The sequence below is a fragment of the Nonomuraea cypriaca genome (assembly GCF_015645445.1).
Lineage (GTDB): Bacteria > Actinomycetota > Actinomycetes > Streptosporangiales > Streptosporangiaceae > Nonomuraea > Nonomuraea cypriaca.
In genome coordinates this window covers 1-20,868 of the sequence record NZ_JADOGI010000187.1, presented here as the reverse complement: position 1 = coordinate 20,868, position 20,868 = coordinate 1, and the positions used below count along the sequence as shown (strand labels likewise).

General features: G+C 68.5%; 21 protein-coding genes. 15 read left to right on the top strand and 6 right to left on the bottom strand.

Annotated elements, in window-relative coordinates:
• A partial coding sequence (locus tag ITP53_RS56450; RefSeq protein ID WP_207757152.1) for a hypothetical protein occupies positions 1 to 284 on the bottom strand: 284 nt, incomplete at its 3' end.
• Positions 285 to 428: 144 nt separating this feature from the next.
• Here ITP53_RS56450 and ITP53_RS41245 point away from each other — a divergent pair.
• From ITP53_RS41245 to ITP53_RS41230, 4 genes are read left to right on the top strand one after another with little or no spacing between them, the layout of a single operon-like run.
• Positions 429 to 1,550, top strand: a complete 1,122-nt coding sequence (locus ITP53_RS41245; RefSeq protein WP_195900903.1) for a polyamine ABC transporter substrate-binding protein — start codon at positions 429 to 431, stop codon at positions 1,548 to 1,550.
• Positions 1,551 to 1,588: 38 nt separating this feature from the next.
• Positions 1,589 to 2,428, top strand: a complete 840-nt coding sequence (locus ITP53_RS41240) for an ABC transporter permease (protein WP_328817419.1) — start codon at positions 1,589 to 1,591, stop codon at positions 2,426 to 2,428.
• The gene (locus ITP53_RS41235; RefSeq protein ID WP_195900902.1) at positions 2,421 to 3,200 is read left to right on the top strand and encodes an ABC transporter permease; all 780 of its coding nucleotides are present in this window, start codon (positions 2,421 to 2,423) and stop codon (positions 3,198 to 3,200) included. Before ITP53_RS41240 ends, ITP53_RS41235 begins: the two co-directional genes overlap by 8 nt.
• Complete coding sequence (locus ITP53_RS41230) at positions 3,187 to 4,236, top strand: ABC transporter ATP-binding protein (protein WP_195900901.1); 1,050 nt, start codon at positions 3,187 to 3,189, stop codon at positions 4,234 to 4,236. The genes ITP53_RS41235 and ITP53_RS41230 overlap by 14 nt, the downstream gene beginning before the upstream one ends.
• 124 nt (positions 4,237 to 4,360) lie before the next feature.
• On the opposite strand, the gene ITP53_RS41225 is transcribed toward ITP53_RS41230, so the two are convergent.
• Positions 4,361 to 4,966, bottom strand: coding sequence for a TetR/AcrR family transcriptional regulator (locus tag ITP53_RS41225; RefSeq protein WP_328817416.1), 606 nt, complete (start codon positions 4,964 to 4,966; stop codon positions 4,361 to 4,363).
• 104 nt (positions 4,967 to 5,070) lie between these two features.
• On the opposite strand from ITP53_RS41225, the gene ITP53_RS41220 reads away from it, so the two are divergent.
• The 10 genes from ITP53_RS41220 (at position 5,071) to ITP53_RS56440 (ending at position 15,259) form a co-directional block, all read left to right on the top strand.
• A complete protein-coding gene (locus ITP53_RS41220; protein WP_236051714.1) occupies positions 5,071 to 6,366 on the top strand; it encodes a glycosyltransferase in 1,296 nt (431 codons plus the stop codon).
• A gap of 64 nt (positions 6,367 to 6,430) precedes the next feature.
• The gene (locus ITP53_RS41215; RefSeq protein ID WP_195900899.1) at positions 6,431 to 7,828 is read left to right on the top strand and encodes an aminobutyraldehyde dehydrogenase; all 1,398 of its coding nucleotides are present in this window, start codon (positions 6,431 to 6,433) and stop codon (positions 7,826 to 7,828) included.
• Positions 7,829 to 8,079: 251 nt separating this feature from the next.
• Positions 8,080 to 11,223, top strand: coding sequence for a sensor histidine kinase (locus tag ITP53_RS41210; protein WP_195900898.1), 3,144 nt, complete (start codon positions 8,080 to 8,082; stop codon positions 11,221 to 11,223).
• Entirely contained in the window at positions 11,220 to 11,642 is a 423-nt protein-coding gene (locus ITP53_RS41205; protein WP_103955849.1) for a roadblock/LC7 domain-containing protein, read from the top strand. Before ITP53_RS41210 ends, ITP53_RS41205 begins: the two co-directional genes overlap by 4 nt.
• 22 nt (positions 11,643 to 11,664) lie before the next feature.
• Complete coding sequence (locus tag ITP53_RS41200; RefSeq protein WP_236051712.1) at positions 11,665 to 12,069, top strand: DUF742 domain-containing protein; 405 nt, start codon at positions 11,665 to 11,667, stop codon at positions 12,067 to 12,069.
• Positions 12,050 to 12,628 carry a GTP-binding protein gene (locus ITP53_RS41195; protein ID WP_195900897.1) on the top strand — a complete coding sequence of 193 codons (579 nt, stop codon included), beginning with the start codon at positions 12,050 to 12,052 and terminating at the stop codon, positions 12,626 to 12,628. Before ITP53_RS41200 ends, ITP53_RS41195 begins: the two co-directional genes overlap by 20 nt.
• 120 nt (positions 12,629 to 12,748) lie before the next feature.
• Entirely contained in the window at positions 12,749 to 13,618 is an 870-nt protein-coding gene (locus ITP53_RS41190; protein ID WP_207757151.1) for a helix-turn-helix transcriptional regulator, read from the top strand.
• Between the two features lie 138 nt (positions 13,619 to 13,756).
• Entirely contained in the window at positions 13,757 to 14,767 is a 1,011-nt protein-coding gene (locus ITP53_RS41185) for an alcohol dehydrogenase catalytic domain-containing protein (RefSeq protein ID WP_195900895.1), read from the top strand.
• Positions 14,768 to 14,846: 79 nt separating this feature from the next.
• A complete protein-coding gene (locus ITP53_RS56445) occupies positions 14,847 to 15,023 on the top strand; it encodes a hypothetical protein (protein ID WP_207757150.1) in 177 nt (58 codons plus the stop codon).
• A complete protein-coding gene (locus ITP53_RS56440; protein WP_207757149.1) occupies positions 15,005 to 15,259 on the top strand; it encodes a hypothetical protein in 255 nt (84 codons plus the stop codon). Before ITP53_RS56445 ends, ITP53_RS56440 begins: the two co-directional genes overlap by 19 nt.
• A gap of 154 nt (positions 15,260 to 15,413) precedes the next feature.
• On the opposite strand, the gene ITP53_RS41175 is transcribed toward ITP53_RS56440, so the two are convergent.
• The 4 genes from ITP53_RS41175 to ITP53_RS41160 form a co-directional block, all read right to left on the bottom strand.
• Positions 15,414 to 16,184: an ABC transporter ATP-binding protein gene (locus ITP53_RS41175; RefSeq protein WP_195900894.1), complete on the bottom strand. Its 771-nt coding sequence runs from the start codon at positions 16,182 to 16,184 to the stop codon at positions 15,414 to 15,416.
• A 136-nt stretch (positions 16,185 to 16,320) separates the two neighbouring features.
• Positions 16,321 to 17,124: an ABC transporter permease gene (locus tag ITP53_RS41170; RefSeq protein ID WP_195900893.1), complete on the bottom strand. Its 804-nt coding sequence runs from the start codon at positions 17,122 to 17,124 to the stop codon at positions 16,321 to 16,323.
• Positions 17,121 to 17,936: an ABC transporter permease gene (locus tag ITP53_RS41165; protein ID WP_195900892.1), complete on the bottom strand. Its 816-nt coding sequence runs from the start codon at positions 17,934 to 17,936 to the stop codon at positions 17,121 to 17,123. The genes ITP53_RS41170 and ITP53_RS41165 overlap by 4 nt, the downstream gene beginning before the upstream one ends.
• Positions 17,933 to 18,934, bottom strand: coding sequence for an ABC transporter substrate-binding protein (locus ITP53_RS41160; protein ID WP_195900891.1), 1,002 nt, complete (start codon positions 18,932 to 18,934; stop codon positions 17,933 to 17,935). Before ITP53_RS41160 ends, ITP53_RS41165 begins: the two co-directional genes overlap by 4 nt.
• Positions 18,935 to 19,546: 612 nt before the next feature.
• On the opposite strand from ITP53_RS41160, the gene ITP53_RS41155 reads away from it, so the two are divergent.
• A partial coding sequence (locus tag ITP53_RS41155) for a nitrate- and nitrite sensing domain-containing protein (RefSeq protein ID WP_195900890.1) occupies positions 19,547 to 20,868 on the top strand: 1,322 nt, incomplete at its 3' end.

Below are 20,868 nucleotides of genomic sequence, written 5' to 3'. Positions count from 1 at the left end.
ACGGGCGGGTTGAGCCACTTGACGACCACCTTCTCGTCCACCACCACCGAATAGTTCGTCTGGTCGACATGAGGCCCGAAGTCACGTTCACCTGGGGCCCCAGTGTGGAGATCTCCAGGACCGTACGAGAGGGTGGGGAACGGCCGAAAACCGCGCACGGCGAAAGGCGGCGGCACCTCGCCCAGCAAGGCGGTCAGGAGCGCGGCGGTGAGTCCGCGATCTCGGGCGGTGAGGGGCTTCTCACCCAGAGAGATCAGCCGGCCGGCTATTGAATCCCAATTCAACAAAGGAACCAAACTTCCAGGTGACAATGTGGGGAAAAGTCTTGCTCATGTTGATTTGGGCTGCAACACTCCTGCCTTGGTCAGCTGTGTCCGGTAAGGTCGCGCGACCCCTCGTACAACGCAATTGAAGAAGGAGTAGCGGCCGTGTCCCGTATCCGGTTCACCCGTCGTCTTCCGGCCACCGTGGCGGTGGCCGGCCTCGCGCTTGCCCTCGCGGCGTGCGGCGGTGAGTCGTCGACCAGCTCAGCAGGCACGGCCCCGGCGAAGGCAGCCGAGCTCAAGCCCAACGCGGACCTGTCGAAGCAGAGTCTCCAGGTGACGGTTTGGGAGGGTTACACGCCCGAGGAGCTCCCGGCGAAGGTGAAGGAGAAGCTCAAGGTCAAGGACATGAAGATCGCCCTTCATGAGACCAACGAGGTCGCGATGACCAAGCTCACCGGCCCCGGTGACAGCGGCATCGACGTGGCGTTCGTGTCCGGCCAGTACGCGCAGGCGCTCAACGAGCAGGGCCTGCTGGAGCCGATCCACCCCGAGCTGATCCCCAACCTGGCCAACCTCTACCCGGAGGCCACGCAGCTCTCCTACGACAAGGGCAACAAGTACTCGGTGCCCTACACCTGGGGCACCACCGGCATCTGCTATCGCACCGACCTCGTCAAGTCCGAGCCGACGAGTTGGAACGATCTTCTGAAGCCCCCGGCCTGGGCTGAGAAGAAGGTGACGATGATGACCACCGAGCGCTGGCTGGCCCTGCCCGCGCTCAAGGCGCTCGGCTACTCGGTCAACACCGACAAGGACGATGAGATCGAGAAGGCCCGCGAGCTTCTCATGGCCCAGAAGCCGCACCTGCTCACCTACGACGACACCACGTTCGGCGAGAAGCTGACGTCCGGCGAGGCCGTCATGGTCGAGGCGTGGGACGGCTGGTGCCCGACCACGGACCCGAAGGGCAACATCGCGTTCAAGGTGCCGAAGGAGGGCAGCGACCTCTGGGTGGACACCATGGTGATCATGAAGTCCTCCAAGAACAAGGAGGCCGCGCACGCCCTGATCAACTACATCCTCAGCCCCGAGATCCACAGCTGGGCCGCCGAGAACATCAACTACAAGGTGCCCAACAAGGCCGCCATGGAGCAGGTGAAGGTCCCCAAGGGCTCGCTGCTCGACGTCAAGCCGGCCGAGCTGCTCAACGGTGAGTCGATCGTCGACCTGGGACAGGCGTCCACGAAGTACACCCGTTTGTCGGCCGACGTTCAGGCGAAGTAGTTGTCGTTGTAGTGAAGCCTGAGGTCAAGGCCCGGCCGGTGTCCCGTTCGCGGGGACGCCGGCTGGGCGCGTTCGTGTTCCTCTCGCCGGGGCTGACCTACCTGGTCGTTCTGCTGCTGGTGCCCCTGGCGCTGGTGATGAGCTACACGGTGTTCCAGCGCGGGCGCTTCGGCGGCGTCGTCTACGAGTTCACCACGGAGAACTTCGCCCGTCTCTTCGACCCGCTCTACATGAACGTGGTCGTCGAAACGCTGAAGATCTCGGCGGTCACGACGCTGATCGCGCTGCTGGTCGGCTACCCGACGGCGTATCTGATCGCCCAGCTCCCGCGTAAGTGGAAGACCGTCGCCCTCGTGGCGATCGTGTTGCCGTTCTGGACGAACTTCATCATCCGCGTCTACGCCTGGATCATGCTGCTGAACGGCCCCGGGCTGATCAACAGCGGGCTGAAGGCGCTCGGGCTCGGGCCGTTGGAGCTGCTGTACAACGAGGGCGCGATCGTCACGGGGCTGGTGTACTCGTACCTGCCGCTGATGGTGCTGCCGTTGTACGCGACGATCGAGCGGCTCGACCCGCAGTTGCGCGAGGCGTCGGCCAATCTGGGGGCGTCGGCGTTCACGACGTTCAGGAAGGTCACGCTGCCGCTCACCGTGCCCGGCGTGCTGACCGGCAGCCTGTTCGTGTTCGTGCCGAGCTTCGGCAACTTCGTCATCCCCGAGATGCTCGGCGGCAGCAAGTCCATCATGGTGGGCAACCTGATCCGCAGGGAGTTCCTGTCGGCGCGCGACTGGCCGTTCGGCTCCACGCTGGCGCTGGCGCTCATCGCGGTGCTGCTGGTGCTGCTGGTCGCGCAGGCATGGGTGGCCCGCCGTGCGTAGGTCCAAGGTGTTGTACGTCCCCTTCTGGGCCACGTACGTCTTCCTCTACCTGCCGATCGTCGTGCTGGTCGTCATGTCGTTCAACTCCGGCGACTCGGCGTACACGTACGAGGGCTTCAGCCTCAAGTGGTACGGCGAACTGGCCGGGGACGAGCGGGTCAGGGACGGCGTGGTCAACACGCTCATCGTGGCCACGGGATCGACCGTGATCGCCACGGTGCTCGGCACGCTGCTGGCCGTCGGCCTGGCCAGGCACACCAGGTCCAGGACGCTCGACGCGATCGCGCTCATGCCGGCCGTGCTGCCGGACCTGGTGCTGGGGATCGGGCTGCTGCTCTTCTACGGCATGATCCAGCTCACGCTCGGACTGTACTCGGCGGTGCTGGCGCACGGCGTGTTCGCGATGGCGTTCGTGGCCGCGGTGGTCCGCACCAGGCTGTCGAACGCCGACACCTCATTGGAGGAGGCCTCGCGCGACCTGGGCGCGGGGCCGGTGTCGACGTTCATGAGGATCACGCTGCCGCAGCTCACGCCGGGCATCGTGGCGGGCGCGCTGCTGGCGTTCACGCTGTCGCTGGACGAGTTCGTGATCGCCTACTTCACGATCGGCAACACCGACCAGACGCTGCCGATCGTCATCTACTCGATGATCCGTTTCGGGGTGACCCCGAAGATCAACGCGCTGGCGGCGATCCTGCTCCTCGTGAGCTTCACGGCAGTGATCGCCGGCCAGCGGATCACCAAGATCGGGGAGTCACGTGCTGACGATTGACGGGATCACGCGCAGGTTCGGCGAGGTGATCGCGCTCGACGGCGTCTCGCTGGAGATCGGGCAGGGTGAGTTCTTCGCCCTCCTCGGCCCGTCGGGATGCGGCAAGACCACGCTGCTGCGCATCATCGCCGGGTTCGAGACGCCCGATGCGGGCACGGTCACGCTGGACGGCGAGGACCTGCTGGCCAAGCCGCCGAACCGGCGGCCGATCAGCCTCATGTTCCAGTCGTACGCGCTGTTCCCCCACATGACCGTGGCCAAGAACGTCGCGTACGGGCTGGAACGCGAGCGCCTGCCCAGGCGGGAGATCGACCAGCGGGTCGGCGAGGTGCTGGAGACCGTCGGGCTGTCGGCGCACGCCGGGCGCAGGCCCGCGCAGCTCTCCGGCGGCCAGCGGCAGCGGGTCGCGCTGGCCAGGTCCATCGTCAAGCGGCCGCGCCTGCTGCTGCTCGACGAGCCCCTGTCAGCGCTGGACAAGAAGGTCCGCGCGGACATGCAGCTGGAGCTCAAGCGGCTGCAGCACGAGGTCGGGATCACGTTCGTGGTCGTCACCCACGACCAGGAGGAGGCCATGTCGCTGGCCGACCGCATCGCGGTCTTCGACGACGGCGCCGTACGGCAGGTGGACGAGCCGGTCGCGCTGTACGAGCGGCCTGGCTCGTCGTTCGTGGCCGACTTCGTCGGCGCCAACAACCTCTTCCACGGCACGTCGGCCGGGCTCGGGGCGCTCAAGAGCGAGGGGCTCGGCATGCTGCCAGGCACACCGCTGACGGAGCTCCCCGACGGCGTCAAGGCCCTGCTGGCGGTGCGGCCTGAGAAGGTCAGGCTGGCCGACGAGCGCGCCACCGGGGGACTGTCCGGCCGGGTCCTGGACGTCAGCTTCTACGGCGGCGTCTCGCACATCTCCGTGGACGTGCCCGGACACGTCAAGCCGGTCCTCGTGGCCGTGCAGGGCGCGAGCGCCGTGCGGGCCGGCGCCGGGGTCAAGGTGCGCTGGGAGGCCGGGGACGCGGTCGTGCTGGCGGCGGACCAATGAGCCAGGTCGTTTCAGTGAGCCGGTCAATGAGCCGGTCAGTGAGCCAGGTCGTTTCAGTGAGCCGGTCAGTGAGCCAGGTCGTTTCAGTGAGCCGGTCAGTGAGCCAGGTCGTTCAGTGAGCCGGTCAGTGAGCCAGGTCGTTGCCCGTGGCCGTGCGGGCGTAGGACAGGATCAGCTCGGCGGCCTCGTCGGGGCCGATCATGGGGTGCCTGGCGGTGATGCGGTAGCCGTACGCGTCCTCCAGCGCCACCAGGTTGCGCGCGATCGTCACCGAGTCGGCGGTCAGCGTGAACACCCCCAGCGCGGTCCCCGTGTCCAGGATCGCCTGGTACATCGACACCTGCCGGTCGTAGAGCGAGGTGAGCAGCACGCCATAGACCCGGATGCGGCCCGCGGCCCCGCCCAGCTCGTTGAGCAGGCGCACGTCCGGGTCGAGCGGCCCGGTGGGCAGGCCCGACCTGATCGTGACGACCAGTTTCTCCGCAGGGTCGGTGAAGTCGGCCAGGCGGCGCATCCGCTGCTCGTAAAAACGTTCCATTCCCGCGTGCTGCGCCTCGACCAGCAGCTCGCTGAGGTCGGGGTAGTGGTAGAGCACCGCTCCGGAGGTCAGCCCGGCCTCCTCGGCCACGTGCGAGAGCTGTACACCGTCGATGCCATGGCGGATGATGGCCCTGCGTGCCGCCTCGATCAAGTCGATGCGCCGGTCACTGCGGCTTTTGCGCTGAGCCACCCTCGCCACCTTCACCCGTTCGGCTCCCATTCAGTTAGCCGTGACCATAGTGCCCTTTACTTCCCCTTTACGCTAGATGTTGTTTTGAATTCCTCTTCAAATTCATGAGTTCCACCGGAGCCTCGATGTCCCTCACCATCCTGTTCATGCCAGAAAGCGCCTACGGCCCGACGAACAACTCCATCGGCATCGGCGACATCCTGCGCCGCCGCGGCCACCGCGTGGTCTTCGCCGCGGAGGCGTCGTGGCAGGGCAAGCTCGAAGCGCTCGGCTTCGAGGAAGACCTCGTCGACCTCGCACCCCCGCCAGAGAACGCCGAGGAGCAGGACCCCGGCCAGTTCTGGAAGGACTTCATCAGGGAGACCGCGCCGGAATACCGCAAGAGCACCCGCGAGCAGCTGGAGACCGTCACCAAGCCGATCTGGGCAGAGCTGATCGACGGCGCGAAATACTGCGAGCCGCAGCTCAAGGCCATCATCGAGCGGGTGAACCCGGACGTGATCGTCGAGGACAACGTGCTCACGTTCCCGGCGCTGCTCACGGCCGGCAAGAAGTTCGTCCGGATCGCCTCCTGCAACCCGCTCGAGATGCGCGGCGCGGACATCCCGCCGGTCTTCTCCGGCCTGCCCGCCGGCGACCGCTCCGAGTGGGCCTCCTTCCGCGCGGAGTACGACCGCACCCACCGCGAGCTCTGGACCGCCTTCAACGAGTGGTGCGTCGAGCAGGGCACCAGGCCGCTGCCCGACCTCGACTTCATCCACGAGGGCGACCTGAACCTCTACGTCTACCCCGAGATCCTCGACTACGTGGACGCCCGCCCGCTCGGCCCTGCCTGGCACCGGCTCGACTCCTCGGTACGCGAGACCGACGAGGAGTTCACGCTGCCCTTCCAAAGAGGTCAGGGCTCGCTGGTCTACTTCTCGCTCGGCTCGCTGGGCTCCTCCGACGTGGAGCTGATGCAGCGGGTGATCGACGTGCTGGCCGGCACGCCGCATCAGTACATCGTCTCCCTGGGCCCGCTGCACGAGGAGATCAAGCTCGCCGAGAACATGTGGGGCGCGGAGTTCCTTCCGCAGACTAAGATCATCCCACTGTGTGACCTCGTCATCACTCATGGCGGCAACAACACGACCACCGAGGCGCTGCACTTCGGCAAGCCGATGATCCTGCTGCCGCTCTTCTGGGACCAGTACGACAATGCCCAGAGGGTCGATGAGTTGGGCTATGGTGTCAGACTTTCGACCTATACCTTCACCGACGAGGAGCTCACGGGAGCGGTCGCGCGGCTGCTCGGCGACACCGAGCTGCGTGCGAAGCTCGCCGCCGCGGGCGAGGAGATCCGGCGCCGCGACGGCCTGCGCAAGGCCGCGGACCTGATCGAACGGCTCGGTCAGTCCTGACCCCGTCAGTACTGATACGGCGGCCTGGTCGCCGGCACTACCCCTGAGAGATGAAGTCCTTCCGATGCGTGAACTGATCAACCCCGCCACCGGGCTACCGTGTGCCGAAATTCCGGACACGCCGGTTCTGGGCGTGGCGGCGGCCGTCCAGGCGGCTCGCGCGGCGTTCGAGGAGTGGTCGCGTACCACCCCGGCCGAGCGGGCCCGGCTGCTGCTGCGGCTGGCTGACCTGGTGGAGGCCGACGCCGAGGAGCTGACCAGGCTCGAGGTGGAGGAGACCGGCAAGCCGGCGGCGGTGTTCAGAGACGGTGAGCTGCCGTTCGCGGTCGACAACCTGCGCTTCTTCGCCGGGGCCGCCCGCTCGCTCGACGGTTCGGGCGCGGGGGTGTTCAGCCCCGGCTACACCTCGGTCCTGCTGCGCCGCCCCGTCGGGGTGGTGGGGTCGATCGCGCCGTGGAACTTCCCGTTCGTCATGGCCGTGTGGAAGGTCGGCCCGGCGGTGGCCGCGGGCAACGCGGTGGTGATCAAGCCGGCGCCCCAGACGCCCCGCACGACGCTGCGGCTGGCCGAGCTGTTCGCCGCGGCGGGCGCGCCCGAGGGGCTCGTCCAGGCGGTCACGGGCGGCGCGGAGGTGGGCCAGGCGCTCGTCACCGACCCCGGCGTGGACATGGTCAGCGTCACCGGCTCCACGGAGACCGGCAGGGCTGTGATGACCGGCGCGGCGGCCACGCTCAAGCGGGTCCACCTGGAGCTCGGCGGCAAGGCCCCGGCGCTGGTCTTCGAGGACGCCGACCTGGCGGAGACCGCCCGCGGGGTGGCCATGGGGGCGACGTACAACACCGGGCAGGACTGCACGGCCGCCACCCGCGTGTACGTCGCCCGCGAGATCCACGCCGAAGCGGTGGAGGCCCTTCGGGCAACTCTTGCCGAAATCACCGTCGGCGACCCGTGGGACCCGGCCACGGACATCGGCCCGCTGATCTCCGCCGCGCACCGGGACCGGGTGCACGGCTTCGTGTCCCGTGCGGAGGGCCGTGTGCTGCACGGAGGCGCCCCGATCGACGGTCCTGGCTTCTTCTACCCGCCGACACTCGTGACCGAAGTCGCACAGGACAGCGAGATCGTGCAAGGAGAACTTTTCGGGCCCGTTCTTGTCTGTCTTCCGTTCGACGGAGAAGATGAGGCTGTCAGACTGGCCAACGACACCAGGTATGGTCTGGCCTCCTCGGTGTGGTCGCGTGACGTGGCCCGCGCGATGCGTGTCGCGCACCGCCTGGATGTCGGCGTGACCTGGGTCAACGACCATCTGCCCATTGCCAGCGAGGCGCCGCACGGCGGGGTGAAGGGCAGCGGTTTCGGCAAGGACATGAGCCAGGAAGCGGTGCAGGAGTATTCGGTGACGCGGCACCTGATGGTCAAGCACGCGGCGCCGGTCGAGCGGGATTCGTTCCGGCCTGCCTAAAACGTGTACGGCGAGATGTGCCCCAAAACCCCTCTTTGGGGCCGTTTGATGGGATATGTTCGGTTGGCCGATCTGGTACGGGTTGTGTTCCAATTACCCAGCCGGACAGAATCCCATGCGCCACACGCGTGTCTGATTTTTTTCGAGCACGTACCGGCGAGAGGTTGCGAGACTCAGTGAGGACGGAAAACCCCAGACACACAAGGTCAGGGGAGTACACAGGCGGACGGTTCCGGCTGGGGAACTGGCGTGTGCGCTCGAGGCTGGTCGCGCTGATCCTCATCCCCACGGTCGTGGGCGTGCTGCTCGCCGGCGTACAACTGGCCAACGCCATCGGCACGAGCGCCGAGTACCAGCGGCTGACCCAGGTCGCCGAGCTGGTCCAGCGCATCGGCGCGCTCAACCACGAACTCGGCAAGGAACGCACGCTCACCGCGTGGTACGTCGCCGACCGCGGCAAGGCCGGGCGCTTCGTCCAGCTCAAGACCCAGCGGCAGGCCACCGACGAGGCCAAGAAGGACGTCATGACCGCTGCCGCGCTCATCGACGAGACGCACCAGATCCGCGTCCGCGACGGCGTCGCGGACATGCGCCGCTGGCTCGACGGCCTCGACAGCCTGCGCGACTCCATGGTCGAGAACGTGCCGCCGCGCGCCGCCATCAGCACGTACACCACGATGATCGGCGTCTTCTCGGCCATCCAGGCCGGCCTGGGCGACGGCGTGAACGACGACGCGCTCCAGGGCGACGTGGCCGCGCTCGGCTCGCTTCAGCGGGCCAAGGAGGAGGTCTCGCGCCAGCAGATCATCCTGATCGTGGCGCTCGTCGAGCGCGAGCTGGACAACGACGACCTGTCCGACTTCCTGGGCTCCTGGAACAAGCAGCAGGCCGAGCAGGCCGCCTTCGAGGAGGAGGCCGCGCCCAAGGACCTGGAGGCGTACCAGGAGGGCGTCAGGGGACCGCAGATCGACCGCGCCGACGCCATGCGGCAGCGCGCGCTGGCGCAGGTGCGCGAGTACAACAGGATCGTCGACCTCGACATCACCACCCGCCGCGATCTGAACAACTGGTTCGACAGCACCACCATGTCCGCCAACGCCATGCGCAAGGTGGAGGACGGCCTGGCCACCAAGATCGTGGCCACCACCCGCGACCTGAGCGACACCGAGCAGCGCAACGCGATCATCTCCGGCGCGATGATCCTCGTCCTGCTGCTCCTCGTCCTGATCATCACCACCCGCGTGGCCGGCTCGCTGGTCCGCCCGCTGCGCCGGTTGCGTGCCGAGGCGCTCCAGGTGGCCACCACCCGGCTGCCGGAGACCGTCCGCGTGCTGCGTGAGTCCGGCGAGGGCGCGCAGATCCCCGAGATGCCGTCGGTCGGCGTCAACAGCCGTGACGAGATCGGTGAAGTGGCGCGGGCGTTCGACGAGGTCCACCGCGAGGCGATCCGGCTGGCCGGTGACGAGGCCAAGCTGCGTACGAACGTCAACTCGATGTTCGTCAACCTCTCCCGCCGCAGCCAGACGCTCGTCGAGCGGCAGCTGCAGCTCATCGAGGGCCTGGAGCAGGGCGAGGAGGACGAGCAGCGGCTCGCGAACCTCTTCCGCCTCGACCACCTGGCCACCCGCATGCGCCGTAACAGCGAGAACCTCCTGGTCCTCGCCGGCCAGGAGGCCGCCCGCAAGTGGAGCGAGCCGGTGCCGCTGGTCGACATCGCCCGCGCCTCGCTGTCCGAGGTCGAGAACTACGAACGCGTCCAGATCCAGATCGCGTCCGGCACGCTGATCGTCGGCCCCGCGGTCACCGACGCCGTCCACCTGCTCGCCGAGCTGATCGAGAACGCCATCTCGTTCTCGCCCCGCGAGAGCAAGGTCCACGTCACCAGCACTCCCACCGAGGGCGGTGTGCTCGTGTCGATCAACGACCTGGGCATCGGCATGAGCCCCGAGGAGCTGGCAGAGGCCAACTGGCGGCTGGCCAACCCGCCCGTCGTGGACGTGTCCGTCTCGCGGCGCATGGGCCTGTTCGTGGTCGGCCGGCTGGCCCTGCGCCACGGCATCCGCGTGCAGCTCAGCATGCGCGAGACCGGCGGGCTGAGCGCGCTCGTCATGATGCCCGACATGCTCATCAGCGGCGGGCTCGGAGTGCCGCAGCAGGGCGGCCAGTACGAGGCGTTCACGACGTTCGATCCGAGCACGTTCGGGCGGCCTTCGCAGAACGGCTCGGGGTCGTACGCGTCGACGCCGTCGGGCGACGGGTCCGACCAGGTGGTGGACACGCAGTGGCCGGGCTCGCTGCCCGCGCCGGGCACAGGCAACTGGCCGTCCTTCGGCGAGCAGGCGCCGTCGTTCGGCGATCAGCCGCAGCCCGCGGCCTTCGGTGAGCCGGCCGCCGAGCAGCCGCTCGCCGGGCAGGCCCAGGGGGCGCAGGACGAGCCGCGCTGGCCGTCGTTCGCCGAGGAGGCGCCGCCCGCGCCGCAGCCGTTCGGCGACAACCGGTGGCCGTCCTTCGCGGAGGAGCCTCCGGAGCCGGCGCCGTCGTCGTTCGCGGAGAACCGCTGGCCGTCGTTCGCGGAGCAGCCGCCGCCGTTGCAGGACGAGCCGCGCTGGCCGTCGTTCTCCACCGAGCCGCCGCCGCAGCAGTCGCAGGACGAGTCGCAGTGGTCGTCGTTCGCCGACCCGCTGCCGCGCAGGTCGCTGTTCGAGTCGGTGGATCGGCCGCGCCCGCAGGGCGGTGAGGAGTTCCGCGTGCCGTTCGGCGGCGAGGAGCCCAAGCCTGCCGACCAGTACGAGCAGAGCGCGCCGTCCGACTTCGGGCCCTTCGGCCCCGGCGCGTACTCCTCGCAGGACATGACCGGGCCGCTGCCCGTGGTGCGCTCCTCGCCCATGGAGGACCAGGGCGACGAGTACCTTCCGATCTTCTCGTCTGTCGGGTCCGACTGGTTCCGGCGCCCGGAGCCTGAGCAGTTCCGCCCGGCCGAGCCGGAGGAGGAGCAGGAGATCACGGCCGTACACCCGGCCGTGCCCGCCGATCCTCCACCGGCGCCGCTGCCCGGGACACCTGGAGTGCCGGGCAAGCCCGCGCTTCCGCAGCGCAGGCCCGGCCAGTCGGGTGTGGCCGCGCCGTCGTGGTCCTCGCCCGCCGACACCGGTTTCCAGGCGGCGCAGGCCGCCGCCGAGCCGGCACAGGGCGGCACGACGCCATCCGGCCTCCCGCGCCGCGTCCCCAAGGCCAACTTGGTGCCTGGTACGGCCAGTCTCGCCGAACCCCAGGCCACGTCACCGGCGCCGCAGATCTCGCCTGAGCGGCTGCGTAGCCGGCTCTCCAGCTTCCAGCAGGGTGTCCGCCAAGGCCGAGCCTTCACCCGCGGAGAAGAGAATGAGGAGGACAAATGAGAGAGATGAGCCAGGGAGCGCGCGGCATAAGCTGGCTGATCACGGACTTCGTGAACAACGTGCCAGGCGTCGCCCACACGGTGGTGGTGTCGTCTGACGGGTTGCCGCTGGCGTTCTCCGAGGGCTTTCCGAAGGATCGGGCAGACCAGCTCGCCGCGGTGGCCTCCGGCGTGATCAGCTTGACCCAGGGCGCCGCGCGGGTCTTCGAGGGCGGTATGGTGACGCAGACCGTCATCGAGATGCAGCGCGGCCTGTTGATGATCATGTCGATCAGCGACGGGTCCTGCCTGGCGGTGCTCGCGGCGCCCGACTGTGACATGGGACTGGTGGCCTACCAAATGACCCTGCTGGTCGAGCGGGCGGGACAGGTGTTGACCCCTGCGGTACGCGCCGAGCTGCAAGCGACCCGCCCCCGCTAGTTCGGGGTGGTGACAGGAGATCATGGTGTCAGGTCAGGGTTGGGCTGGTGATAGCACTCCGCCGCATCCGGCGGCTCCCCGTCCGCAGAAACCGAGCTCCCTGGTGCGGCCGTATGCCGTGACCGGGGGGCGCACCGCGCCGCGGATGAAGTTCGCCATGGAGGCATTGGTGTCCTCCGTGACGTCGGAATACCAAGACATTTCCCTACTAAGTCCGGAGTATCAGTCGATCATTCAGCTGACCCGGAACGTCCGGTCGGTTGCCGAGATCTCCGCCCTCTTACGACAGCCCCTTGGTGTGGTCCGGGTGCTGATCGCCGACATGGCGTCGGAGGGCCTGATCCGCGTGCACCAGCCTGCGCTGGACGCGGGAAAGCCGGACCTCAACTTGCTCGAAAGGGTGCTCAGTGGACTTCGCAGGCTCTAGCCCCGGCCTAACCTCGACGAAGATCGTCGTGGCCGGGGGCTTCGGCGTGGGGAAGACGACGTTCGTGGGTGCGGTCTCGGAGATCCTGCCGCTCACCACCGAAGCGGTCATGACGGATGCCTCCGCACACGTTGACGACGTCTCCCTCACGCCGAACAAGACCACCACGACCGTCGCCATGGACTTCGGCCGGGTCTCGCTCGACCGTGACCTGATCCTCTACCTGTTCGGCACGCCCGGACAGCACCGGTTCTGGTTCATGTGGGACGACCTCGTACGCGGGGCCATCGGCGCGGTCGTCCTCGTGGACACCCGCAGGCTGGCCGACAGCTTCCCCGCGATCGACTACTTCGAAGAGGCGAAGCTGCCGTTCGTGATCGGCATCAACGGCTGGGAGGGCCAGTTCGCGCACGCGGAGGACGAGATCCGCGAGGCGCTGTCGATCGGCGGCCACATCCCGATCGTGCGGCTCGACGCCAGGCAGCGGGACTCGGTCAAGTCCACGCTGATCACCCTGGTGGAGCACGCCCTGACCCGCCACTCGCACACGCCCGTGTAGCACGCGTAGCGGCGGCTCCCACCCGGTGGCGAGCCGCCTCACGCCTGACTGTTCCCACAGTGGGAGTTTTCGCCCGGACGGGTCTAAAGTAGACAGGGCGAGGAACAGCGGGGGGACACGATGGACCTCGGTGAGTTGGGGTCATTCCTGAGGTCGCGCAGGGACCGGCTGAGCCCGGAGGCCGTCGGCCTGCCGCCCGGCTCCCGGCGGCGCGTGCCGGGTCTGCGCCGCGACGAGGTGGCGCGGCTGGCGTGCGTGTCCGCCGACTACTACACCGAGCTGGAACAGGGCCGCGGCCAGTGCCCGACGGAGCCGGTCCTGCACGCGCTGGCCGGCGGCCTGCGCCTGGACCCGGACGAGACCGACCAGCTGTTCCACCTGGCCGGGCGGCCCGCGCCGGGCGGCGCGCGGCAGGCCGTGATGCAGGACGCGCTGCGCCAGCTCATGCAGCGGCTGGAGGACACCCCCGCCATGGTGATCACCGACATGCACGAGGTGCTGGTGCAGAACAAGGCGGCGCAGGCCCTGGTCGGGCCGCAGTCGGGGCTGACCGGGATCAAGAGCAGCTTCCTCCACCACTGGTTCACCGTCCCCGCGACCCGCGACCTCTACCCGCCTGACGACCACGACCACCACTCCCGGCTGCTCGTGTCCGACCTGCGCGCCGCGGTCGCCCGGCGCGGCCCCGCCGACCAGGCCAGCGGCGAGCTGGTACGCCATCTGCTGGCAGCCAGCGCCGAGTTCGCCGAGCTGTGGGGGGCGCGGCACGTCAAGGTGCGCCACGAGGAGTACAAACGGGTCGTCAATCCGGCCCTCGGCACCCTCAAGGTCACCTGCAACAGCATCGTCACGGCCGACGCCGCCCAGCGGCTGCTCTGGTTCGTTCCCGACGATCCCGACATCGTGCCGGCACTGCGTGCCCTCGACCCCGCCGAGGTGTGGCGGGACACGCCGGGGCCCGCGTTCGGGCTCGCGGGAAGCTGGGGTTGACCACCCCAGGCTGCGCGCTGTCGTCCCGGTCAGGTCCAGGGCAACCTGGAGGAGGCGGTGGTCGGGGAACCACCCTGACACCCCCAGGAAAGTGATCGGAGCGTCTCCGATCCGCTTTCGCCAAGGAGGGAGACCATCATGCGTGCGGCACTCGCCACCGGGGTCAACATCCCGCTGTCACTTGTGGAACGTGAGATCCCGGAGCCGGGCCCAGGCGAGGTCCTGGTGAAGATCACCGCCTGCGGCGTGTGCTTCACGGACCTCAGCCTGGTGCGCGGGCATTTCCCGTTCGCCCGCTTCCCGGTCGTCCCCGGCCATGAGATCACCGGTGCGGTCGCCGCGCTCGGCAGCGGCGTGCCGGGCCTCTCCGTGGGAGACCCGGTCGGCGCCCAGTTCCTGTACGACTCGTGCGGCCACTGCGACTACTGCGTGTCCGGCGACCAGATCCTCTGCCCCGCCAAGCGCATCACCGGCATCGTCAAGGACGGCGGATACGCCGAGTACGGCCTGTTCAAGGGCGGATACGTGACCCCGCTGCCGGCCGGGCTCGACCCGGTGGCCGCGGCGCCGCTGATGTGCGCGGGCCTGACCGCGTTCAACGGCCTGCGCCGTGCGGGCGCCACGCCCAGCTCCCGGGTCGCGATCATCGGCGCCGGCGGCGTCGGCGCGCTCGCCATCAGGTTCGCCGTGGCCATGGGCGCGCGGGTCGCAGTGATCGGCCGGTCGGCCGGGGGAGAGGCGAACGCCAAGGAGCTCGGCGCGGAGCTGTACGTCGCGAGCCGCGACACCGACCCGGCCGCCGCGCTCAAGGCGTGGGACGGCGGCGCGAACGTCATCCTGAACTCCGCCCCGTCCAACGAGGCCGCCGCCGCCACCCTCACCGGGCTCGCCCCGGACGGCACGCTGGTGCTCTGCGGCTACGACAACACGCCGCTCACCCTCATGGCCCAGCCGATGGTGCTCAACCGGCTGCGGGTCATGGCCTCGCCGTCCGGATCACCGCACGATCTGCGCGACACGCTGGCCTTCTCGGCGCAGCACGACATCCTGCCCAGGGTCACGCCGATCGCCCTCGACGATGTCCCGGCGGCGCTCGACGCCATGGGCAGTGGTTCCGGCGGCGGCCGCCGCGTCATCACCTTCGCCTGACGACCGATTCGCCTGACGACCGAGGCCCCGGCCTCGTCCCCGGGCGGAAGGACGCCCGGCCGACTTCCGGGAGTGACCCATGAGCAAGACCATCCTGATCACCGGCGCGAGCTCGGGATTCGGCGCCCTTTCCGCGCGCGCCCTGGCCCACGCCGGGCACACCGTGTACGCGGCGATGCGCGCCACGTCCGGCCGCAACCGTACTTCGCCGCCAAGTCGGCGGCGGACGCGCTGGCGGTGTCGTACGCGGCCCTGATGGAGCAGGTCGGCGAACGCCTGGCCGCCCTCCAGCCGCCCGGCGCCGACGTGTCGCTGGTGGGCGACGCGGTGGTCCAGGTGGTCGGCACGGAGCACGGCAAGCGCCCGTTCCGCGTCCACGTCGACCCGGCCGACGACGGCTCAGAGGAAGTGAGCAAGGTAGCCGACCGCATCCGCGAGGAATTCCTCACCCGCATCGGTCTGGCGGACCTCCTCACCCCACACGCCGGCTGAGGCCATGAGGAAAACCCGAAGGGGCCACCCAGTCGGCCGGCTGTGCGCCGTGACGGCGACCGGCCACGTGCGGGTCAGAGGCCGTCCCCCTGGAGGCCCTCAACCACGGACGGCGGGTGGAGTGCCGCCGGCCCCGCCGTAAAATATGAAAGTTTTATACGGTCGCGTGGCCGCGAACGAGGCGGCCCACCTCGGCGCGGAGGTGGACGAAGTCGGGGTGCTCGCGGGTGGAGATCTGGTCGCGCGGCCCGGGAAGATGCACCTTCAGGTCGCCGACCACATGGGCCGGGGCCTTGGACAGCACCACCACGCGGTCGCCCACGTAGACGCTCTCGTCGATGTCGTGCGTGATGAGCACGATCGTCATCTGGTGGTGGCCGCGGACCTTGAGCACCAGATCCTCGAGGTCCTCCCTGGTCTGGGCGTCCACCGAGCCGAACGGCTCGTCCATGAGCATCAGCGTCGGCCGGTACGCCAGCGCCCGCGCGATCGCCACCCGCTGCTGCATGCCGCCAGAGAGCTGGAACGGGTATTTCCGCTCCGCGCCCGCGAGCCCGACCGAGTCGAGAGCCTCCAGCGCGGCCTCGCGGCGCCGGCGCTTGTCCATGTTCCTGCGGCGCAGCGGCAGCGCCACGTTGTCCGCCACCGACATCCACGGGAACAGCGAGCGGCTGTAGTCCTGGAAGACGACGGCGAGGTTGTCCGGTGTCTGGCGCACCACGTTGCCCTCGACCTTGATCTGCCCGCCCGTGGGGGTGATGAGGCCGGCGATCGAGCGCAGCAGCGTCGACTTCCCGCACCCCGAGGGGCCGACGATGCACAGGAGCTCCCCGGCGGCGACGCTCAGGTTGAGCCCTTCGATGGCGTGGTGCGCGTTGGGGCTGCCGCCGCCGTAAACGTGCGAGAGGTTGTCTATCTCAAGCAATGGATTTCCTTGGGGGGCGAGACCGCGGACAACACGGCGACTCTGATGAAGCCGGAAACGACTCTATCGGAGTGGGAATGGGCGGATATGTCGGACAGGTAAACCTCGTCAAGGCGTGATCTCACTGCCGCAGACTCTACGTTATGAGTTGTTGCGCCGCGTGATGCCAGCCGAGCACGCGCCGCTCCACGATCAGGAACACCTCGTTGAGCAGGTAGCCCAGCACGCCGAGCAGCACGATCGCGGCCCACATGGCGGGCAGGTCGAAGGTCGAGTAGGCGTCCGTGATCTGGAACCCGATGCCGTTCGTGGTACCGGGCAGCAGCTCGGAGAACACCATGACGATCAAGGACAGCGACAGGGCCAGCCGCAGCCCCGCGAACATCTTCGGCAGCGTCGACGGCAGCACCACCCGGCGCAGCCGCTCGGCCCGCGACAGGCGGAAGACCTGGCAGGTCTGCAGGTGCAGCGGCTCCACCGACCGGGCGCCGTCGGCGGTGTTGAGCAGCACCGGCCACACGATGCTGAACACGATGAACGCCAGCTGCATCCGGAACCCGAACCCGAACAGCACCAGGAAGACGGTGACCAGCGCCGGCGGCGGCACCGCCCGCAGGAACTGCAGCACCCCGTCGAGATAGTCGTACGCCCGCGCGGACAACCCCAGCGCCAGCCCGAGCACCACCCCGGCGATCGCGCCTCCCGCGAACCCGGCGGCCATCCGGCCGAGGCTCGGCAGGATGTTGCCGATGGCCGAGTCCGTCAGGAACAACGTCGCGGGCGGCCCCGAGAACCACATGGCGTGCATCCGCGCCACGATCGCGCTGGGCGGCGGGAAGAACGCGCTGCCCGACACCCTCGTGGCCGTCTCCCAGACGAGCACGAGCACGATCAGCACCAGCCAGCGGAACGCCGCCGTCCGCACGCCTCCGCGCCTCATCCCGGCTCTCCCAACCGCGCGTGGTGCCAGCGGAACGCCCGCCGCTCTGCCGCGACCAGCAGCGCGTTCACCACCACACCGAACAGTCCGACCCAGAACACGCCGGCCAGGATGTCGGTCATCCGCGCGGGCATGGCGATGCCGGCGAAGAAGATGAACACCCCCATGCCCTCGCCCCGCCCGGCCACGATCTCGGTGCTGACCGTCAGGATGAGCGCCACCCCGGCGGCCAGCCTGAAGCCGGTGGTGATGAAGGGCGCCGACGACGGCAGCGACACCCGCAGCAGCACCGCGAGCGGGCCGAAGCCGTACGACCTCAGGGACTCCTTGGCCAGGGGGTCGACGCCGCGCAGGCCGTACATCGTGTTGTAGAGGATCGGCCACAGCGAGGCGTAGACCACGAGCGTGACGCGTAGTTGCAGGCCGGTGCCGATGACGAGGGCCACCAGCGGGATCAGCGCCACCGACGGGATCGGCCGCAGGAACTCCACGATCGAGCGGGTGGCGGCGTCGATGATCGGCACGCTGCCGAGCAGCAGCCCGAGCGGCACCGCGATCAGTGCCGCCAAGCCGAGTCCCATCGCCCAGGCGAGCAGGCTCGTCAGGGCGTGCCCGCGAAAGGCCGAGTCGGACACCAGCGTGACCGCCCGCCCGACGATCTCCGTGGCGGGCGGCAGGAACGCGGGATCGGCCACCCCGGTCCTGCTGAGCAACTCGATCAGGGCGGCGAAGGCGAGGGCCCCGGCCGCCCGGCGCGACCACCGCGTGGTGGCCGGCGCCGGGCGGGCGCGGGACAGGGTCGTCGCGCTCACCCGGAGGTGGTCGGCGACATCAGCGACTCGACCTCGATCGCCTTGCCGAGCCACTTGGCCTCCAGCATCCAGTCGGCCACCCGCTGGAGACGGACCGGGTTGTCGTTGCTGGAGAAGTACGGGAAGGTGACGGTGGCCGCGGTGGCCGCGTCGATCTGCGTGAAGTTCGGCAGCACCTTGGCCACGACCTCACGGTTGTTCTCCATCAGCTTGCCCGCGTTGTGGATGGCCCGCTGGAACGCCGCGGCGACCTTCGGGTTCTTGTCGTACCACTCCTGCGTGCTGACGTAGCCCGAGATCGGGAACTCCGCCGCGGGGCCGGACGCCGGGTCGAGGATCTTGCGGGCGCCCATCGACGCGGTGGCCGCGGTGACCATGGGCTCGCCCAAATACGCGGCGTCGATCTGGCCGCCGGTCCACGAGGGCATGATGTTCTGGAAGGTCACCTGGACGTATTTGATCGTGGCCGGATCGACGTTGTTGGCCTTGAGCACCTGCGCGAGCGCCAGTTCCTGGAAGTTGTGCAGGACGTTCACGTTGATCGTCTTGCCTTCGAGGTCCTTGGCCGTCTTGATGGGCGAGTCCGGCAGCGCCATGATGCTCAGTGAGTCGGGGGAGGCGCGCGAGCCCTCGGCCAGGATCCGCACCTTCAGCGATCCCTTGTCGTGGGCCTGGAACATCGACACGTAGTTGCCGAACATGGCGTCGATCTCGCCGTTCAGCATCATGGGGATGGCCTCCGGCGAAGCCTGGACGACCTGGGCGGTGACGTCCAGGCCCTCCTTCTCGAAGAGCCCCTGGTCGATGGCGACGTAGATGGCGGCACTGTCGATGGCGGGCAGAGTGGCGATCTTGAGCTGGGTCTTCTCCAAGCCGCCTGCCGCGGGTGCGGCCGGCGGTGCGGTGGCGGTCGTGGCGCCGCCTGCGCTGCACGCAGCGGCGCCGAGTGTCAAAGCTAACCCGATGATGGCGGCCCTGGCGAAATGGCCAAGCCTCATGTCAGGGACTCCCTTCAGATGGAGCCAGAGGGGGGAACCGGGCGGCTTCTGCTCCCGGGGGCTGTGTGCCTGACGCACAACAGGGATTGACCGTAGCACCAAATAGGCGGGCATTATCGCAAAGCTAACACTTGTGGTTGCAATGTCGGGTTCCAGCTATATCGTGAAAATTGATGCGTGGTAGGAATCTTGGTGTTTGTCCGGTTTGTGAAAGGGGTGATCTCGCGGGACTTCAGTTACTGATGAGGCAGGCTCTTCCGATCTTTTCTGTGAGCCCTCCGAGGGCTCTTGGGGTGGTGTTTCGCTGCCTGTTTCCCCAGATGGGAGCCTTCTTTACCAATTCTGCTAGATTTTCTGGACAATCAGGGATAAACACCTCATCGGGGCACTAGTAGTGGTTGGCCCCCGGCAACTGCTGTGCTCAAATGGCGCTGATATCGACGTACATATTGCCCCACGTGCATTTACCTGCATGGTCACCCGAGAATTCCCCTCCGGGCCGAGAGGTTGCGAAGGCAAGTGAGAACGCAGAGCGCTGAAGCTTCCGCTGACCGCGAGCCGCACGGGCACCAGAGGCCACGGCTGTCCAAACCGTCCTCGAAGAGGTTCGGAGTGGGCAACTGGCGCGTGCGGTCCCGCCTCGTCGCGCTGATCGTCGTTCCCACGGCCGTGGCCGTGGGACTGGGCGGACTGAACGTGATCACCTCGCTCAGTGACGCCAGCACCTACCAGACACTCAGAGAGGTCGCCGAGCTCAGCGAGCAGCTCGGGGCCGTCACACACGAGCTGTCCTTCGAACGCGACGAGACCGCCCTCTACATCGCCCAGGGCCGCCCGCAGAACCGCGAGGCGCAACTGCGTACGACCTACAGCGGGGTGAACGGCCTGATCGACGAGGCCAAGCAGCGGGCGCAGGCGCTCTCGGACACCCACGGCGAGGCCGTACGACCGGTGCTGCGGCGCCTGGAGGAGATCCCGACGCTGCGCGACACGGCCGTCAACGGGAAGATCCAGCCGCTGCCCATGATCCAGAAGTACTCCCAGATCCTCGCGGCCCTCCTGCAGTTCCACGACCAGGTCGGCCAGGTCGCGGTGGACGACGAGATCTCCCACAGCGCCGGCTCGGCGGCGGCGATCGCCCGTGCCAAGGAACAGGCGTCCAAGCAGCGCGGCATCCTGGCCAGCGCGCTGGACAAGAAGGGCTTCGACAGCGGGGAGCTCGACGCGCTCACCGACGCCAAGGCGCGCGAGGAGAGCGAGGAGACGCTGTTCGCCACCCTGGCCAAGCTCGACCAGCTCGAGGTCTACCGCAACACGGTCGTGGGCCGGGACGTCGACCAGACCGACCTGTTCAGGCTGCGGGCCATGGCGCAGTCGGCCGAGGGCAAGAACCTGAGCATCGGTGTGCGGCCCGACCGGGACGTGGCCACGTGGTTCGACGTCAGCACGGGGAAGATCGACGCGCTGCGCAGCGTGGAGAAGGACCTGGCCTCCTCCGTCATCCTGCGCGCCCGAGCCCTGGAGGAGGGCGCCAACCGGGCGGCGCTGATCTCCGGAGGGCTCATCCTGCTGCTGCTGATCGTGGTGCTCGCGATCATCTCGTTCATCGCCCGCTCGCTCATCAGGCCGCTGCGCAAGCTGCGCGGCGAGGCGCTCGACATCGCCGGCCACCGCCTGCCGGAGACCGTCCAGCAACTCAGGGACAGCGGTGAGGGAACGGTCCGGCCGGTGGTCCCGATCGGCGTGGACACGCACGACGAGATCGGCGAGGTCGCGCGGGCGTTCGACGAGGTCCACCGGGAAGCGGTCCGCCTGGCGGGCGAGGAGTCCCGGCTGCGCAGCAATGTCAACGCGATGTTCGTGAACCTGTCGCGGCGCAGTCAGACGCTGGTCGAGCGGCAGATCACTCTGATCGACGGTCTGGAGCAGGGTGA

What these genes read in the sequence shown, in the direction of transcription:
- ITP53_RS41220 (WP_236051714.1), top strand. Translation starts at nt 5,071, where the DNA reads ATGAGTTCCACCGGAGCCTCGATGTCCCTCACCATCCTGTTCATGCCA.
- ITP53_RS41215 (WP_195900899.1), top strand. Translation starts at nt 6,431, where the DNA reads ATGCGTGAACTGATCAACCCCGCCACCGGGCTACCGTGTGCCGAAATT.
- ITP53_RS41205 (WP_103955849.1), top strand. Translation starts at nt 11,220, where the DNA reads ATGAGAGAGATGAGCCAGGGAGCGCGCGGCATAAGCTGGCTGATCACG.
- ITP53_RS41200 (WP_236051712.1), top strand. Translation starts at nt 11,665, where the DNA reads ATGGTGTCAGGTCAGGGTTGGGCTGGTGATAGCACTCCGCCGCATCCG.
- ITP53_RS41190 (WP_207757151.1), top strand. Translation starts at nt 12,749, where the DNA reads ATGGACCTCGGTGAGTTGGGGTCATTCCTGAGGTCGCGCAGGGACCGG.
- ITP53_RS41185 (WP_195900895.1), top strand. Translation starts at nt 13,757, where the DNA reads ATGCGTGCGGCACTCGCCACCGGGGTCAACATCCCGCTGTCACTTGTG.
- ITP53_RS56445 (WP_207757150.1), top strand. Translation starts at nt 14,847, where the DNA reads ATGAGCAAGACCATCCTGATCACCGGCGCGAGCTCGGGATTCGGCGCC.
- ITP53_RS41170 (WP_195900893.1), bottom strand. Translation starts at nt 17,124, where the DNA reads ATGAGGCGCGGAGGCGTGCGGACGGCGGCGTTCCGCTGGCTGGTGCTG.
- ITP53_RS41160 (WP_195900891.1), bottom strand. Translation starts at nt 18,934, where the DNA reads ATGAGGCTTGGCCATTTCGCCAGGGCCGCCATCATCGGGTTAGCTTTG.